General features: G+C 68.6%; 10 protein-coding genes and 5 pseudogenes. 4 read left to right on the top strand and 11 right to left on the bottom strand.

The window, feature by feature from the left end; genetic code table 11:
- Positions 1–91: 91 nt before the first annotated feature.
- The 6 genes and pseudogenes from ABZV38_RS35705 to ABZV38_RS35730 all read right to left on the bottom strand — a co-directional run.
- Positions 92–1,261 (bottom strand): annotated as a pseudogene (locus ABZV38_RS35705) (SulP family inorganic anion transporter); the annotation flags it as partial.
- Between the two features lie 68 nt (positions 1,262–1,329).
- The gene (locus tag ABZV38_RS35710; RefSeq protein WP_356332608.1) at positions 1,330–1,671 is read right to left on the bottom strand and encodes a metalloregulator ArsR/SmtB family transcription factor; all 342 of its coding nucleotides are present in this window, start codon (positions 1,669–1,671) and stop codon (positions 1,330–1,332) included.
- Between the two features lie 932 nt (positions 1,672–2,603).
- A pseudogene (locus ABZV38_RS35715) lies at positions 2,604–2,963 on the bottom strand (ATP-binding protein); the annotation flags it as partial.
- A 289-nt stretch (positions 2,964–3,252) separates the two neighbouring features.
- A pseudogene (locus tag ABZV38_RS35720) lies at positions 3,253–4,311 on the bottom strand (PP2C family protein-serine/threonine phosphatase); the annotation flags it as partial.
- 44 nt (positions 4,312–4,355) lie between these two features.
- Positions 4,356–5,618, bottom strand: a complete 1,263-nt coding sequence (locus ABZV38_RS35725; protein ID WP_356332609.1) for a PP2C family protein-serine/threonine phosphatase — start codon at positions 5,616–5,618, stop codon at positions 4,356–4,358.
- Between the two features lie 423 nt (positions 5,619–6,041).
- Positions 6,042–6,560 carry a hypothetical protein gene (locus ABZV38_RS35730; RefSeq protein WP_356332610.1) on the bottom strand — a complete coding sequence of 173 codons (519 nt, stop codon included), beginning with the start codon at positions 6,558–6,560 and terminating at the stop codon, positions 6,042–6,044.
- 262 nt (positions 6,561–6,822) lie between these two features.
- Between ABZV38_RS35730 and ABZV38_RS35735 the strand changes: the two genes are divergently transcribed.
- Positions 6,823–7,083, top strand: coding sequence for a hypothetical protein (locus tag ABZV38_RS35735; protein ID WP_356332611.1), 261 nt, complete (start codon positions 6,823–6,825; stop codon positions 7,081–7,083).
- A 91-nt stretch (positions 7,084–7,174) separates the two neighbouring features.
- On the opposite strand, the pseudogene ABZV38_RS35740 reads toward ABZV38_RS35735, so the two are convergent.
- Together ABZV38_RS35740 and ABZV38_RS35745 are read right to left on the bottom strand one after the other, a co-directional pair.
- A pseudogene (locus ABZV38_RS35740) lies at positions 7,175–7,267 on the bottom strand (IS5/IS1182 family transposase); the annotation flags it as partial.
- Positions 7,268–7,317: 50 nt separating this feature from the next.
- Entirely contained in the window at positions 7,318–8,532 is a 1,215-nt protein-coding gene (locus tag ABZV38_RS35745) for an FAD-dependent oxidoreductase (protein WP_356332612.1), read from the bottom strand.
- A 509-nt stretch (positions 8,533–9,041) separates the two neighbouring features.
- On the opposite strand from ABZV38_RS35745, the gene ABZV38_RS35750 reads away from it, so the two are divergent.
- Entirely contained in the window at positions 9,042–9,521 is a 480-nt protein-coding gene (locus tag ABZV38_RS35750; protein WP_356332613.1) for an Rrf2 family transcriptional regulator, read from the top strand.
- 232 nt (positions 9,522–9,753) lie between these two features.
- Here ABZV38_RS35750 and ABZV38_RS35755 read toward each other — a convergent pair whose 3' ends face one another.
- Entirely contained in the window at positions 9,754–10,506 is a 753-nt protein-coding gene (locus tag ABZV38_RS35755; RefSeq protein ID WP_356332615.1) for an SDR family oxidoreductase, read from the bottom strand.
- Positions 10,507–10,568: 62 nt separating this feature from the next.
- Between ABZV38_RS35755 and ABZV38_RS35760 the strand changes: the two genes are divergently transcribed.
- Entirely contained in the window at positions 10,569–10,916 is a 348-nt protein-coding gene (locus tag ABZV38_RS35760) for a metalloregulator ArsR/SmtB family transcription factor (protein ID WP_356332616.1), read from the top strand.
- A 236-nt stretch (positions 10,917–11,152) separates the two neighbouring features.
- On the opposite strand, the gene ABZV38_RS35765 is transcribed toward ABZV38_RS35760, so the two are convergent.
- Entirely contained in the window at positions 11,153–11,575 is a 423-nt protein-coding gene (locus tag ABZV38_RS35765) for a hypothetical protein (protein ID WP_356332617.1), read from the bottom strand.
- A gap of 508 nt (positions 11,576–12,083) precedes the next feature.
- Complete coding sequence (locus ABZV38_RS35770; protein WP_356332618.1) at positions 12,084–13,901, bottom strand: SpoIIE family protein phosphatase; 1,818 nt, start codon at positions 13,899–13,901, stop codon at positions 12,084–12,086.
- A gap of 464 nt (positions 13,902–14,365) precedes the next feature.
- On the opposite strand from ABZV38_RS35770, the pseudogene ABZV38_RS35775 reads away from it, so the two are divergent.
- Positions 14,366–15,782, top strand: a pseudogene (locus ABZV38_RS35775) (aldehyde dehydrogenase family protein).
- Positions 15,783–15,876 lie beyond the last annotated feature (94 nt).

Consider the following 15,876-nt stretch of genomic DNA (forward strand, 5'->3'; position numbering starts at 1 on the left):
GTCACTCACTGTGCGTCACATTCCTGGTGTCAGCCGGGGCCCGACCAGCACCCAACAAGATCATCTCTTACACAAGGAAGTGAACACCCTCCGCCAGGGTGCCCGCGACGACAAGGCCGATGATGACCGCGTAGACGAGATCGAGGGCAAGCGTGGCAACGGCGGTCAACACCAACACGATCGCGTCCGAGCGAGTCGCGCGGGCCATCGCCCGCAGCGCACCGACCTCCACCATCCGGATCGCGGTCGCCAACAGCACCCCGGCCAGCGCAGCCAGAGGGATCTTGGAGACGAGCGGGGCGGCGGCGAAGATGATGACCGCGAGGACGGCGGCGTGGGTGAGGGCGGCGAGACGGGATCCCGCGCCGGTTCGGACGTTGGCGGCGGTACGGGCGATCGCCGCGGTGGCGGGGACGCCGCCGAACAGAGGGGCGGCCAGGTTCGCGATGCCCTGCCCGAACAATTCCTTGTCAGGGTCGTGCTTCTGCCCCACCGTCATCCCGTCCGCGACGGTCGCCGACAGCAGCGACTCCAACGCGGCCAGCGCGGCGACCGCGACGGCCGGGGCGAGCAGCGGACCCAGTGCGGACAGGTCGAGGAAGGCCAGCGACGGCGCGGGCAGCCCGGACGGCAGGTCGCCGATCGGGGCGGCCGCGCCCAGGTGGAAGAGCTGGGCGGCGAGCGTTGCGGCGACGACCCCGACGATCGAGAACGGGATGGTGGGGCGCCACCGGGCGCCGAGCAGCATCACGGCCGCCACGGCGAGGGCCAGGGCGACCGCGGTCCAATTCGGGGTGCGTACGAACTCCTCGACGGCCCGCCAGGTCACCACCAGGACCTTGTCGCCCTCCGGCTTGGCCACACCGAGCGCGTTGGGGACCTGCTGGAGACCGATGACGCAGGCGATGCCAAGGGTGAAGCCCTCCACCACGGGGGCCGGGATGTAGCGCATGTACCGGCCAGCCCTCAGCAGGGCGAGCGCCATCAGCAGGACACCGGCCATCAGCCCGACGGTCAGCACACCGCCCGGCCCGTACTGGGCGACGATCGGCACTAGCACGACCGTCATCGCCCCGGTCGGCCCGGAGACCTGGAGGTTGGAGCCGCCGAACAGCGCGGCGAGCGCGCCGGCGACCACGGCGGTGGCGAGTCCGGCCTCGGCGCCGAGCCCGGAGGAGACGCCGAAGCCGAGCGCGAGCGGCAGCGCGACGATCGCGACGGTGAGGCCGGCGAGCAGATCGCGGCGCGGGTTGCGGCCCATGACGGCGAAATCGGCGCGGGCGGGCAGCAGCGACCACACCCGGTCCAAGGAGCGGGTAAGGAGCGTGCTCACCGTGCCGAGACCTCGGCTTTCCGCAACTCGGCCAGGAGCTCGTTCTGCCCGGCCAGCATCTCCGTCAGGATCCGCCGCGCGGCCAGCATCAACTCCGCGACATCCCCGCTGGCCAGCTCGTACACCACGGTCGAGCCCTCACGGGCCGAGGCCACGATGCCCGAGCGGCGCAGCACGGCCAGTTGCTGGGACAGTGCGGAGGGCTCCACCTCGATCGCCGTGAGCAGGTCGCGTACCGGCATCGGCCCGTCCTGCAGCAGTTCCAGTACGCGTATGCGGACCGGGTGCCCGAGCATCCGGAAGAACTCGGCCTTGGCCTGATAGAGCGGAACCGGCACGGTTGCGGACTCCCTTCACCACCCCGATACCCCGGGGAGTCATCTGGTGCCGTGCCCGCGGCTACGTGCGGACACAGCCAACACAGCATGTAATGAATTGCAGAATTTCGCAATTCATAGATTCATGAGAGCTCGGCTGTGCAGGGGAGGAGGCGGGCCGCCGGTGTCGCAGCGCGCCGAGGGCGCGCAGCCGCCCGGACCACGGCGCAAACGACCGGACGCCCGGCGCTGGCTGGGAAAAGCCGAGCCTGGAGCTGTATCTCGAATCCATGGCAGCCTGGATCAAGCATTCAGCGGGCTATCACCGCGCTCACGGTGAGGAGCTGCCGGGGCCGGACTGGGAGTTCATCGGCAATGCCCTGCGGGCCGCCGCGATGTACGAGTAAGACGACGAGTCGTGACGACTGGCTTGTCAAGGGCGTGCTTGCCCTCTGAGATCAGCGTCTGAGGTGGTATTAGCCACTGAGCAGCTGGAGTACCTGCCGTGACAGCACGCCGCCTTGCCCTGATGAGCACAGTGTTTCTCGGCGCATGTCTTACCGCGTGCAGCCGGGGTGCGGCGGGCATTGAGCCCGACGGTAGGCCGGCTGCTCCAGCATCATCCGACACAGCGCCGGCGGCGTGTACGAGGGGGCGAGCCCAAGTGGGCAGGGGGTAGAGCCGGCATCGGCGGTGGGTTTCGCTGTCGTGGATTTTGACGGCGGTTGCCCTTTCGTTGATGTCGGTGCCGCGGATGAGCGCGAGCTGGTCGATGCCGGCTGCGGTGATGGTTGGAGACGCTCGGCATCGGCAAGGGCAGCGTGGCCGACATCAGCAACACCCCGATACCGAAGGGGATCGTGGTCCGACTGGAACCGGCCGGCACGCAGATCTGAGGGGCTGACAGAAAGTCGCCGGCTCTGTCTCTGACGCGCCCGGAAGGTAGGACAGGCTCAGGCCGTGGTGGGCTGGTCGGGTGCGGGTGTGTGCGCGGCCCAGATGGTCTTGCCGTGGTGGTTGTGGCGGGTTCCCCAGCGTTCGGCGAGTTGAGCGACGATGAACAGTCCGCGCCCGTTTTCGTCGAAGGTCCGGGCCCGGCGCAGGTGTGGCGAGGTGCTGCTGCCGTCGGCGACCTCGCAGACCAGGCTGCCGGCGTGGTGGATCAGGCGTAGTTGGATGGGGGGCTTGGCGTGGCGGATGGCGTTGGTGACCAGTTCGCTGACGATGAGTTCGGTGGTGGCGGCGTCCGTCAGGCCCCAGTCGGTCAGTTTCTCCGCGATGTGGGTGCGGGCGTGGGAGACGGCGGCCGGGTTGTCTGTAAGCACCTCGGTTGGCCCCGGTGTACGGACCTGTTTTGGCTCCACTCGCACGTTCGACGGGGGGTGCCCACCGTCCCCTGTAGCTGCGTCTTTTCGCCCGAACGGGACCGAACGAGTGGGGCCACTTCTGATCCGTGCGGTGGGGCCAGAACAAGTGCTTACAAACAGCCGGGTCGGCCGGCAGGTCCCAGGTGGCGACGGTGCGGGTGTCCAGGGCGTGGGTGCGGACGGCGAGGACAGCGACCTGGGTGTGGGGAGCGTGGAGCAGGGCGTCGAGGGCGGATCGGCTGGTGGCGTCCAGGCAGGACGGGGGCCGGGCGAGTGCGCTGAGCAGCTCCTGGCTGCCGGGTTCCTGGGCGCTGGTGCCGGTTCCGGTGTACAGCAGGAGCAGACTGCCTTCGGGGAGGTCTATCTCGGTGGCTTCGAAGGGCAGATCTGTGTGTCCCAGGGGTGGGCCTTCGGGCAGGTCGAGGGCTCTGACCGTGCCGTCGGGTGTGATGACGGCGGGTGAGGGGCTTCCGGCGCTGGCGAGTGTGCAGCGGGAGGAGGCGGGATCGTAGACCGCGTACAGGCATTGGGCGCTGACGGTGCTGGTGGTCTGGGTGTCGTGGCTGGGGCGGGTGTCGGGGCGGAGCCGGGCGAGGACGTCGTCGAGATGGGTGAGCAGTTCCTCGGGTTGCAGGTCCATGTCGGCCAGCGTGCGTACCGCGGTGCGGAGTTCGGAGGCGGTGGCGTCGGCGCCCGGCCCGGCCACGGCGCCGGCGACGAGTCCGACCCGGGCGCCGGACAACGGGATGGCGTCGAGCCAATGGGCACGCATGCCAAGCTGGCCGGACCCGGTCCGGTAGTGGCCCGCCAGCTCTACCACCGCGGGTTGCGGCAACGCTTCGGGAAGGATGCCGCGTGGTGCGGCCGGAACCGCACGCGGCGTGCCGGGGGCGCTACCGGCCTGCCGGCCGGCAGGGCGGGGCAGGCTGGGCTGGTTCCGGGTGGCTGTGGCGGGCGTGTGCAGCAGATGCGGCCGCGCCCAGCAGACGACGAGGCCGAAGGCGAAGGACAGTGCGACTGCGGTGATGACGACCGTCCGGCCGCCGGCCGATACCCCGTGGATGGCGAAGCCGTAGATGGCGATGGTGGCAGCCAGCGTGCAGACTCCGATGATCAGGGAGCGCCGCAGGGGCAGGAGGGCGGCGGCTGTGACGGGGACGAGCACGGAGAACCCCGACCAGCGGACGAGGCCGCCTGCGGAGTCCTGGAGCTGCACGGCGCACGACGCACCTATGTAGACGATGAGCAGCGCACACAGCCCCCCGTTCAGTCGACTGACGGTCATCGTCGTCATCGCCTTTCCATAGATGGTGTGTCGTTCCGGGAGCACTGGGCGCGTCACGGGTGGGCCTCCGTGGGGTGGGGTGGCTGGGGGAGGCTCGGGTCCTGGCCGGTGTCCGGAGTGGGGGTGCGCTGGATGGCGACCAGGGCGAGGTCGTCCTGGAGGTGTCCGCCGGTGTGGGTGTCCACGTCGTGGTTGACGTGTCGTAGCAGGTTGTGTGGGCATTCCCAGGTCCAGGTGGAGGCCCGGTCGAGGATCGGATAGAAGGCGCCGGTGGTGTTGCGGGCTTCGATGACGCCGTCGGTGTAGAGCAGCAGGGTGTCTGCGGGGCCGAACTCGAAGGTGTCGACGTGGTAGGTGTCGGGGGTGGTGCTGGCCAGCCCGAGGGGTGGTGCGGGGTGAGGTGCAGGCAGGGCGGTCACCTGGCCGCGGTGGCACCGCAGGCGTGAGGGGTGCCCGCAGCTGATGACGTGGATGAGGGGCGCGTCGTCGGGGATTTCTACCAGGAGCGCGGTGATGAAGTGCTCGCTGCTCTCGGGGTCGCTGTCGGTGAGCTGCGCCAGGTGTCTGCGGATGCTGCTCTCCAGGGCGGCAGTCAGTTCGGGAAGGGTGGCGTGCTGGTGGGCGGCTTCGCGAAAGGCGCCGAGAAGGGCGGAGGCGTCCTCGACGGCGGGCAGGCCCTTGCCGCGGACGTCGCCGATGAGGAAGCGGGTCGCGCGGCCGGTCCGGGCGGCGGCGTACAGGTCGCCGCCGACCAGGGCGTGTGCCGCGGCCGCTCGGTACGTACAGGCGACGCGCAGCGGGCCCAGTTGCCGGGGCAGGGGGCGCAGCACGACCCGCTGGGCTGCTTGGGCCACCGCGCGTACCTGGGTCAGTTCTCTCAGGTCGCGGTCGTGCAGGGCCCGGGCGGCGACGACGAAGGCCGACACCACCAGTAGGGCGGAGATGTGGATCGGCAGGAGCGGTGAATGCAGCAGGCCGTCGTGGCGGTCGATGACAAACATTGCCGCGCTGGCGGCCACGGCGGTGCCCGCGGTGAAACGGGAGCCGGCGAACGCTGCCGTGGAGGTGGGGGCAGCGACCAGGAGAGGGGACAGGTGGACGGCCATGGGGGCGAAGGTGGCGGCCAGAGTGATGGCGGTGATCAGCGCGACCGGGACCGCAGCCTGAGTGAGGATGCCGCCCGCCAGCAGGCGGCACGGGAAGTGACGCAGATGCCACCCGCGGCGGCCGGTACCCACCTGTGTGCCTGGGCGCTTCGGCCTACGGGTGCCGGTGCCGGTGCCGGTCCGGGGGAGCGGGTGAGCGGATCGGGTCATGAGGGGCTGCTTCAGGGGAGAGGGAATGCACGAAGTAATCCCTTTGAGCATCGGCCCCGACGGCGGCGGGCACATCGGTGCCGACCCGCACTGCGTATCCGTAAGACCCTGCACCTGCACCGCACATATGTCGCCCGAGGCTGCGCCATCCCCGCGCACCTTCCTGCGGGTTTCCCGCACGCGTGCCGACAGCGGCTGCCCGACTGCCACAGCGGATCTACCGTTGCAGCTATGGACACCCGTAGCCCCACCCCGGCCCGGCAAAGACCGCGTCGCTACGGTGGAGACCCATCGACTGCTCCCGGTAGATCGCCAACCGCTGCTGCAACTGATCGATAAACGCTGGCCAGAAGTGAACGAGGCCACTCCGGGCATCTCCAGCGCCAGCCGCCTCGGCCGGGGGCGCGTCGCAGTAAGTGCGTATCAGCCGCGGCATGGGTGGGCGGTGGCTGAGTAGCCGTCGTGCCATGCGGCTTTGGCGCCGGAGTCGCCGATTCGGTAGACCTGTACGCCCGCGCTCATGTCGATGACGAGGGACAGTACGGCGGCGGCGATGCGCAGCGGTGCGGCCACTGGGCTGCTGGTGGATCCCATCGCGTCGGGCGTGAGGTTGGCGGCGCGGCGGTAGGACCACCACACCGCGGTGGCCGGCAGGAACAGTGCGATGGCCCAGGGGAGCAGTTCGTCGCCGAGCTCGGCGTGCTTGCGGACCAGGGCATTGCTGTCCACGTGCCGCTCCAGCCACTCGCCGGCGTCCGTCGTCAGCGGCACGCTGATCAGTGAGACCAGGGCGAGGGTCAGCAAGGCGAGACCGAACCGGCGCATGACCGAGGGCCAGATCGCACACAGCACGAGCGCAAGAGCTGTCAGGGCACCAGGACCACGACGACGTGCACGAACAGGGACGTGCGCGGGGACGCCGTTGATCAGGTCGAGTCCCACATGGGGGATCCTTCGGGGTTGGTGTTCAACGCTGGACAGGGCGATGCGGGCTCGTGCGCAGGCTTCGTGGGGAAGCCGCGGTCGCGAAGGGGAAGCGCCCACCAGATCGCCAACGACTTCCTCGACGGGCTGGGGCGGCGCGGAGGAATGTGGCTCTGGGAACACGCCGGTGCCCCGTTCAACAGGTCCGGGACACCTGCGTGTTGATATCCACCGTCCGAAACCCGCTCGTAGGCTTGGGCCCGCTGAAAGGATTTCGTCCATGACCGACAGCGCCCCCGGCCACAAGGCCTGCGAACTGCTTGCCCAAGCATCCGAGCATCCGGTCGCCAGTCCCCAGCGCAACGCGCTGGTGGCCGAAGCAGCTGTGTGGGCACAGCTGGAGTACGCAGCCACCACGGACAAGCACGCAGCCGCAGTGGTCGATATCGAGTCCGCCCTGGCCTCCCTTGCCGGCCTCGTGCAGAAACTCGGCAGCGAGGTCGGCGGCCTCACCGAACGCATCAGGCTCGGCCAGCAGTGAGCGAGCGCGCGCAGATGCACGCACACGGCGACATCGGGCAGGGCGGCTCCCTGATCCGTCCTGCCCCGAAGCAGGGCGGCAGAGCCTGTCAGGCGCACCCGCTCACGAGCACGTGGATGATCGCCGCGAACAGCGTCTCATCAGGCAGGTTCTGAGTGCAGCCGCCCTGCGGCCTCATCCGGGTCCGTAGGCATCAACGGCCCGGCGAAGCTGCTGCCGGGGCGACCGGGCAGGCTACGCCATGGGCGAGTACCGGTAGTCGGCCTGCTTGAGCAGGGCGACGGCGTCATCGACGGGAGGGTAGATCATCTGGGTGTTGATGGCCACCTTGACGCCCTTGGCGTCCTGGCCGGTCATGGCGACCTGACGGTCCCATCCCTGACAGACCATGGCGCCGGCCGGCCCCAGGTCCAGGACCGTTCCGTACGGGTCGACGGGAGAGAAGACCACTTGGTCCACGTCGAACAGGCCGGCCGCGACATTGTGACCGGCGAACCTTCCCAGGGGCTGGGCGTGCTGGCAACTCTGCAGGACGGTGTTGCCCTCCTCCGCGGCAGCGGCCGCCGTGTCGCCGGCCGCGTAGACGTCCGGGACCCCGACGACCCGCAGGAACTCGTCGACGTGGAGACGGCCCAGGCGGTCGCGCTCGGCCGGGATCTGCGCGGTGAGCGGACTGGCGGTCATGCCCGCCGTCCACACCGCGGTTGCCGTGGGGATGACTTCTCCGTCGGAGAGACGCACCTCGTTCTCGGTGACGAACTCCACCGTACGGTTCAGCCGCTGTTCGACCCCGAGGGACTCCAGGGCGCTTGCGATGTGCGGACGCGGTCCGGCACCGAGCTCAGGGCTGAGGACATCGGCGCGCTCGACCAGAATGACGCGCACCTCATCGGTGCTGCCCGCAGCGGCGGCGGCGGCCTTGAGGCGGCTGCCGATCTCGGTGACGACCTCGATGCCGACCATTCCCGCACCGACCACAACCGCGGTGAAGCGGCCCGCGCGGGGCGTCATTTCCGGCAGGCGCCGCAGGTGATTGTCGAATGCGGTGGCTGCGGGGAGAGTATCGACGTTGAACATCGCCTCGGCCCCGGGGAAATCGGGCCGGATCAGCCGGCTACCGGTTGCCAGGACGAGCCGGTCGTACGTGAGGACGGAAGGCTGGCCGTCCCTGCCGATGGCTGTGACGGACCGGTTCTCCGTGTCGATGCCCGTCACCGTCGCGGCGACACGGTGCACGCCGATCGGTCCGAGAATCCGGTCGAGGGACACACGCATCTTCTCAGGATCGGCTTCGTACAGCCGCGGCCGCACGATCAGGTCGTCACCACCGCTGACCAGGGTGACCTGAAGCTCTGATTCCGGGATCCCGTTCTCGCGAGCGGTGCGCACCGCGCCGGCCGCGCTCCACACACCGGCGTAGCCGCCACCGATAACGAGGATGTTCTTCATCGAGATTCTCCTTCTTGCTCTGCAATCGAGGCGTGAGTGCCTTCTCGTACCTGTGACCGCATGCTGCGGCGTCCTCCGCATCGGCATGAGTGAGGCGGAGGAGGGCGGCCGGGCCACCCGCCAGAAGCAGGTATTGAGGACAGTACGTATCCAGGATATTGGATGTCAAGGATTGGTCGGGGGTGGGCCGCGTGCGAGACCTGTGGTCGTCGAGAGGTGGGGGTCGCCGGTCCGGTGGCGGGCTCGGCGTCGCGCTTCGCCCCGCTCCGGCCGCGTTGCGTCGCCTGGGCCGCCTCGCCGACGCATCGCCCCTTGGGTGGCGAGATCCGGGGGTGGAAGGAAGGCGTGCCGTCATGCGCTCCGCAGTGCTGCGGGCTGGGGCGCGGCGGGACGGACGCCCATTGCGCCGCGCGGGTCGTGCCGTCGGGCGGGTCCGGACGGGGGCGTGAGCAGGGTCAGGGATGGGTTGACATCGTCAATTCAGGACATATAATGTCTTGTTTATGCATATGAGTAAGGGCGTTGAGTGGGCCATCCATACACTGCTCAACCTGGCGATGCTCGGCGATGACAAACCCGTGGGGAGCGCCCAGCTCGCTGCCGGGCACGGGCTGCCTGTGGCCTACCACAACAAGCAACTGCAGTCGCTGGTGAAGGCCGAACTTCTGACGTCCACCCCGGGGCCGCGCGGTGGATTCAGGCTGGCCCGCGACCCGGACTCGATCTCCCTGCTCGATGTCGTGCTGGCCATCGAAGGAAACGGCACCCTTTTCCGCTGCACGGAGATTCGTCAGTGCGGGAAGATCGGCGAGCTGAGCACAGGCGGCGACGGGTCCACTGCCTGCGCCGTCAAACGCGCAATGTACCGGGGCGACGTGGCCTGGCGTGAGGCCCTTGCGGCACAGAAACTCTCCGATGTCCAGAAAGAACTCGACATCGACGACCCCTCCGTGACGACGACCGTCCGCCGGGCGTTCGGCCGGGACTGAAGTGTGCGAGCGGAGGGCCGCAACCGGCCGGTTCCTCGACACCAACCGGCAAACGTACCGGTGAGGGCGGGCTGTCCAGACACGCGTGGAGTGCGGTCCACGTGGCTCGCGGTCGGCGACGGGCGGCCGGGATGCCCCGCTGCCGGCGGACCTCGCGTGAAGCCCGAGTCGCCTGAGCTTCGGAACGACTTCGGACAGATCAGCATCGGTCATCCGGGCATGTGTGCCACGATCAGGCGAGTTCGAGTCCGCCGTCGACCGTGAGCACTTGGCCGGTGAGCCAGGCGGTCTGTGCGTCGGCGAGCCGCAGGATCCACTCGGCTACTTCATCGGGTTCCCCACGCCGGCCCAACGGAATGCGAGCCGCCTCGGCGTCCTTGAGGTGATCGATTTCCGTGGCGGACAAGCCGGCGCCGGCCAGTGCTCCGCTTTCGGTGGGGCCGGGAGCAACGGCGTTGACCCGGATGTTGTCGGGTGCCAACTCCAGTGCCCAGCTTCGGGTCAGCTGCTCCATCGCAGCCTTCGAGGCACCGTAGTGAGAGGCGTGTGCGATCGGCCTGTGCCCGAACGTGCTGCTGACGTTGACGATCACCCCCTGGGAGCTGCGCAGGTAGGGAAGGGCGGCGCTGGCCAGAAGGCTCGGAGCGGTGACGTTGGTGGCCAGTACCTGGTTGATGCCGTCAGCGGTCACCTGGCCCAGGGGCATCATTGCGAGGATTCCGGCGTTGTTGACCAGGACATCGACGTGGTCCCATCGATCGACGGCGGCCCGCACGATCCGTTCGGGTGCCCCTGCGGCACTGATGTCGGCAGTGAGCGTCTCGATGGCCGGATGGAGAGCGGCTGTCTCCCGCAGGGCCTCAGCTCGTCTCCCCACTCCCAGCACCCGCGCCCCCGCCTCCGCGAACGCCAGTGCGGCAGCTCGCCCGATCCCGGAACCAGCTCCGGTCAGGATCACAACATGGTCGGTGAAACGGCTGGGCATCACTGATACATCCTTATTGTTCGATGTTCATCGAAGATCGAAGAGGTGATTAGTGTAGGAGTGTGAAGAATGAGCATTCGCCGAGCGCGAGCGAGATCGCCCTGCCTCGCGTGTTGGCTGCACTCAGCGACCCCACCCGGCTCGGCATCGTGCGGTTGCTGGCCGATGGCCGTGAACGCGGATGGGGCCAGCTACGGGCGCCGGTGGCCAAGTCCACCCTGAGTCACCACCTGAAGGTCCTTCGCGACGCAGGCATTACGCAGACCCGCCAGGAGGGAACCCGCTGCTTCGTGGCGCTGCGCCGAGATGACCTCGACGCCCGGTTTCCGCACCTGACGTCGGCACTGCTGTCCGCGGCCGCAGCCGATGGCATCGGGCAGCACGTCACCGAAGCCGAGGCGGACACCTGATCGCGGCGCCCGGTCCGTGGACCGGCCAGGAGTGCGTCGGGCAATCCGATGCGCCGCGGCCATGTGCTGACGACGCGGCAGAACGGTCATGGCTATGAAGGGCGTCCCGACCAGCAGTTCGCAAAGGGTGACGCGCGCGCCACCCGCAGCGAGGGCGAACCCGCATGACAGCTTCGACCGGTCTGGCGACCTGCTCGAACACCGTTTCGGGACTGCTTGTTCTTCCCGCCTTCCGCTCAGGCGTTCTGCCTGGGCGGAAGGAAGGTGCCGGCCTTACGCGGGTCGGGCCACGGGGTGACCGTCTCACCGCTCACGCGCCAGCTCTGAGCATCGCGCCGGAGCCGGAGCTCGTACAGGAATGGGGGACTGGCATCGCTCATGCGGCGATACAGAAGTGCCGTGGCGTGGTCGCCCTGCTCCTCGATGTGCAGAATCTTGTATTCCGTGGACAAGGGCGCATCGCCATTGCTTCCCCGGGCGGCAAATTCACCGAAGACGTCCTCGCGTGGTGCCCGCGTGATCGCCCCCTCCTTGCTGGGGGAGAGGATGGACATGTCCGCTGTATGCAGTTTTTCCATCGCGGTCATGCGGTAATTGCTTCCGTCATGTACGACGCGGTATATGAACTCAGCGATCTCGGCGTCGGCGATCTTGCTCACGGCAATTTTCTTTCTTTCGGGGGTTTTTCTGGTGCGACTTCCCTGAATGCGTTGAGTGCTCGAGCGGCAGTCGATTTCAGGTGGCCTGAATGGATGTCGTGTGGCCTCCGATTTGCTATCTGCGGTGAGTGCTCACTTGCTCGCTGAAGGCTGCCGTCAGGGCGGGGGGTGTGCCGCCTTCCCTCTTTGTTCGTCGTTCGTGAAACATCGAATTAGAGCTAACACGGTGCGTCCGGCGGTCAATCGCTCCAGGGGGTGATTGAGGACACAATGGGCGCAAAAGGCGCATATCTATATCTCTTGGCTGCAGCTCAGCTCCGTTCGGCTGTCATGGAGTGCCCCGCTGGGTTTGGTCAGCGGGTTCCTGCAGAACCAGCGGGCCGCGAAGACCGGACTCAACCGCGGCATCCTGGACGCAGGTTGGGGACAGTTCCTGGACGGCATGATCGTGAGCCAGAGCCGTAGCTCACCGACCAGAGCCGCTCGCCCGCCGGTCAGAAGCCGGACTTCAGCTGCCGGGCGCGCAGTGGCATTCGGTCGGGTGCAGGCGCTGTTCGGTCCAGATGGTTTTCCCGGTGGGGGTGTAGCGGACGCCCCAGCGGGTGACGAGCCGTGCGGCGATATACAGTCCCCGGCCGCCCTCGTCGGTGGCCTGGGCGCGCGTGAGGTGTGGGGCGGTGCTGGAGGGGTCGGAGACCTCGCATGTCAGTCTGTCGTTTTCGCGGATCAGGCGCAGGGTCGCGCCGCCGCCGCCGCCGTAGCGGATGGCGTTGGTGACAAGTTCGCTGACTACCAGCTCGGTGGTGAAGGCGAGTTCGTCAAGGCCCCATGCGCCGACCCGGTCGACGGCGCTCTGGCGGCTGCCGGCGACTGCCGCCGGGTCGGCCGGTATCTCCCATGACGCGGTGTTGTTGTCGGGGACTCCGCGTACCCGTGCGAGCAGGAGGGTCACGTCGTCGCGCAGCGCGTCCGGGGAGATTCCAGCGACCAGGCGGGAAGCTGCCCCGTGCAAATCACCGTCGGTGGGGTGAGCCGCGGCCAGTTGCTCGCGGAAGGCCGCCATCCCGCGGTCGATGTCGTTCCACGGGTGTTCGACCAGGCCGTCGGAGTAGAGCGCGAGCACATCGCCGTCTCGTAGCTCAACGTCGGCAACCTCGAATGCCAGGCCACCCACGCCCAGCAAGGGGCCTGGGGTCAGGGGAATATATTCGGCCGTGCCGTCGGGCCGGACGAGCGCCGGTGGCGGATGCCCCGCACTGGCCACGGCGCAGCGCCGTGTGGTCGGGTCGACAACGGCATAGATGCATGAGCTGCCGGAGATATCCTTCCGACCGGGCGCGTCGCCCTCCGCAAACTCGATGACGAGGTCATCGAGGTGGGTGAGCAGCTCGTCGGGCGCGAGATCGAGATCGGCGAGCGTGCGCACGGCCGTGCGCATCCGGCCCATGGCGGCGGCGGCATGCACACCGTGGCCGACGACATCGCCCACCACGAGCGCCACACGGGCGGAAGACAGGGGGATGACGTCGAACCAGTCCCCGCCGAGGCCGCCCGCCGCCCCGGTACCGCACGGCAGGTAGATCCCGGCCGTTTCGCCTGCTGTCGTGACGACCCGCGCCTGCGGCAGCAGACTTTGCTGGAGTGCCAGGGCCATGCGATGTTCGCGCGTGTAGCGGCGGGCGTTGTCTATGCTCACCGCGGCGTAGGTGGCGAGCCATTGCAGCAGCCGCAGATCAGCATCGGTGAAGGGGTTCCTTCGCCATACTTCGATGCTGCCCAGGAGCAGCCCGGGTTGTTCAAGACCGTCGCGCCTTCTTTCTGTGACCAGGGGGACGCACAGCAACGACAGCTCTTCGTCATCCCCGTCTATCGGGACGAAGGCCCTGACCAGGTCAGGGTTGTGGTCCTGGAGGGCGGTGAAGCGCGAGCGACCGGAGATCGTAAATCCCTTTCCGGCCTGGAAATTCCTTATCACCGTCTGGTCAGGGACACTCGGAAGATCGTCGCCCACCAGAACGTAGCCATTCGGCCACTGCCTGTCTGCGGGCGCGAGCGCCGTGCGACGCAGTGCCAGGTCCCCGCCCCCGGTCCGCTCCGGTGGTTCCTCCCCGTCGTAGATTTCCCTGGCCAGGTTCACGTTCGCGAAATCGCCCAGCCCCGGGACCACGAGGTCGGCCAGACGTTGAGCCGTCGTTTCCACGTTCAAGGACGCGCCGATCGACGCCGCGTTCGAAAGCAGCTCCAGCTGCCTGCGTGCGTGGTCTACCTCGTTGTCCAGCACCTGGCCGCGCTCTGAGCCATCCGGGTCAGGAACCAATACCTTCACACCTTCATGCTATGACTTGTCCTGATTTGGTGGTGATGGGTCCGGGCGCAGCCCGCCCCTCGTCCTGACCTGGTCCCGGCCCGGGACTGCAGCGATTGCCCTGGCCGGCCCGGACCGCGTAACAGAGCACCCAGGTCTACGCAATCGGGCGGGACGGTCCGGCGCAGTCCTGCAGGCACCGCACTTGGCCCCAGGTGGCCGGTAGGGGGGCGACGTATGGGGGGACACGACCGATGGCGGGGCATGTCTCCCATGAGCCGGGGCGGGGGTGTGCGGCGAGCCGGGTCCCTGGAGAGGCTCGTGCCCGGTATCGGCGGGGCGGTACATCGGCAAGCGTCCGGCCTGTGGCACCGTGCTCCGGCCTGCGTCAGCGTGATCCAGATGCCGCCCGGTGGAGTTGTGGCGCAGATCACGGGACAGGTTGTCTCTGGGTAGCCGGGGAGCATCGACGTTTCCTTACGTGCATGAACGATTTGAGTGATTTCACCTTCCCCGCTCCTGCTCACTGGATCGGTGGGCGGGCCGTCCCTGCTACCGGCCCGGTCCTCGACGTGATCAATCCGGCCACCGGCGCCGTCGTCGCGGCGGTGCCGCAGGGCACGGCCGAGGACGTCGACGCCGCGGTGGACGCGGCCACCGCGGCCTTCCCCGGATGGGCGGCGACAGCCCCCGGGGAGCGGGTGGCTGTGCTCCGCCGCGTCGTGGAGGGGATGCAGAAGCGCTCGGAGGAGATCGCGGCGACGATCACGGCCGAAATGGGCGCTCCTATCTCCTTCGCGCGGATGGCGCAGGCAGGGCTTCCGGTGCTCGCGGCGAGCGCCGCCATCAGCGCGGCGGCGGAATTCCCGTGGACCGAGGAGGTGGCGAACTCGCTGGTCGTGCGCGAGCCGATCGGTGTGGTGGGCGCCATCACTCCCTGGAACTTCCCGCTGCAGCAGCTGGTCACCAAGGTGGTGCCGGCCCTGCTGGCGGGCAACACCGTGGTGCTCAAGCCGTCCGAACTGGCGCCGCTGACGGCGCGGATCTTCGCGGAGATCACTACTGATGCAGGGCTTCCCCCGGGTGTCCTGAACGTCGTGCACGGCACGGGTCCGGTGGTGGGTGAGGCCATCTCCGCGCATCCGGGGATCGACATGGTCTCCTTCACCGGTTCCACCGCGGCGGGTAAGCGGGCTTCCGTGGCGGCGTCCGCGACCGTCAAGCGTGTCGCGCTCGAACTGGGCGGCAAGGCAGCCCACATCGTCCTGCCCGACGCCGACCTCGACGAGGCGGTCAACCGGGGCCTGGCCTATGCATGGAGCAACGCCGGTCAGGCCTGCGGCGCCTGGGTACGCATGCTGGTTCCCGCTGAACTTCACGACCAGGTGGTGGAGATGCTGCGCGAGGCCGCCGCCGGATACACGGTGGGCGACCCGAGCGATGAGAAGACCCGGATCGGCCCGCTGGCCTCCGAGGTCCAGCGGCAGCGGGTGACTGCCTACATCGAACGCGGGGTCGCCGACGGCGCCACGTTGGTGGTCGGCGGTCCGGGAGACCGGCGCCTATGTCAGGCCCACCATTTTCTCCAACGTCGACCCGGATTCCGTGATCGCCCAGGAGGAGATCTTCGGGCCGGTGCTGACTGTGATCCCCTACACCGACGACGACCACGCCGTGGAGATCGCCAACAGCACCGTCTACGGTCTCAACGCCGCCGTCGCCGGAAACCCGGACCACGCGCTGGCCGTCGCCCGCCGCATCCGCGTCGGCCAGGTCGACGTCAACGGCGGACAGCTCAACTTCCTCGCACCCTTCGGCGGATACAAGCAGTCCGGCAACGGGCGCGAGACGGGACGCGCCGGCCTGGAGGAGTTCCTGGAGACGAAGGCCATCACGAGCTGACACCTCTGCCGCTGCCGGGGCCCGGCTCCTGCCGGGCCCCGGCAGCGGGCCCTACGCTGAGCCCGGTCCGCCCCCACCCCCCCCCACCCCCCCA

Origin of the sequence: Streptomyces sp. NPDC005181 (assembly GCF_040608395.1) — a bacterium.
GTDB lineage: Bacteria > Actinomycetota > Actinomycetes > Streptomycetales > Streptomycetaceae > Streptomyces.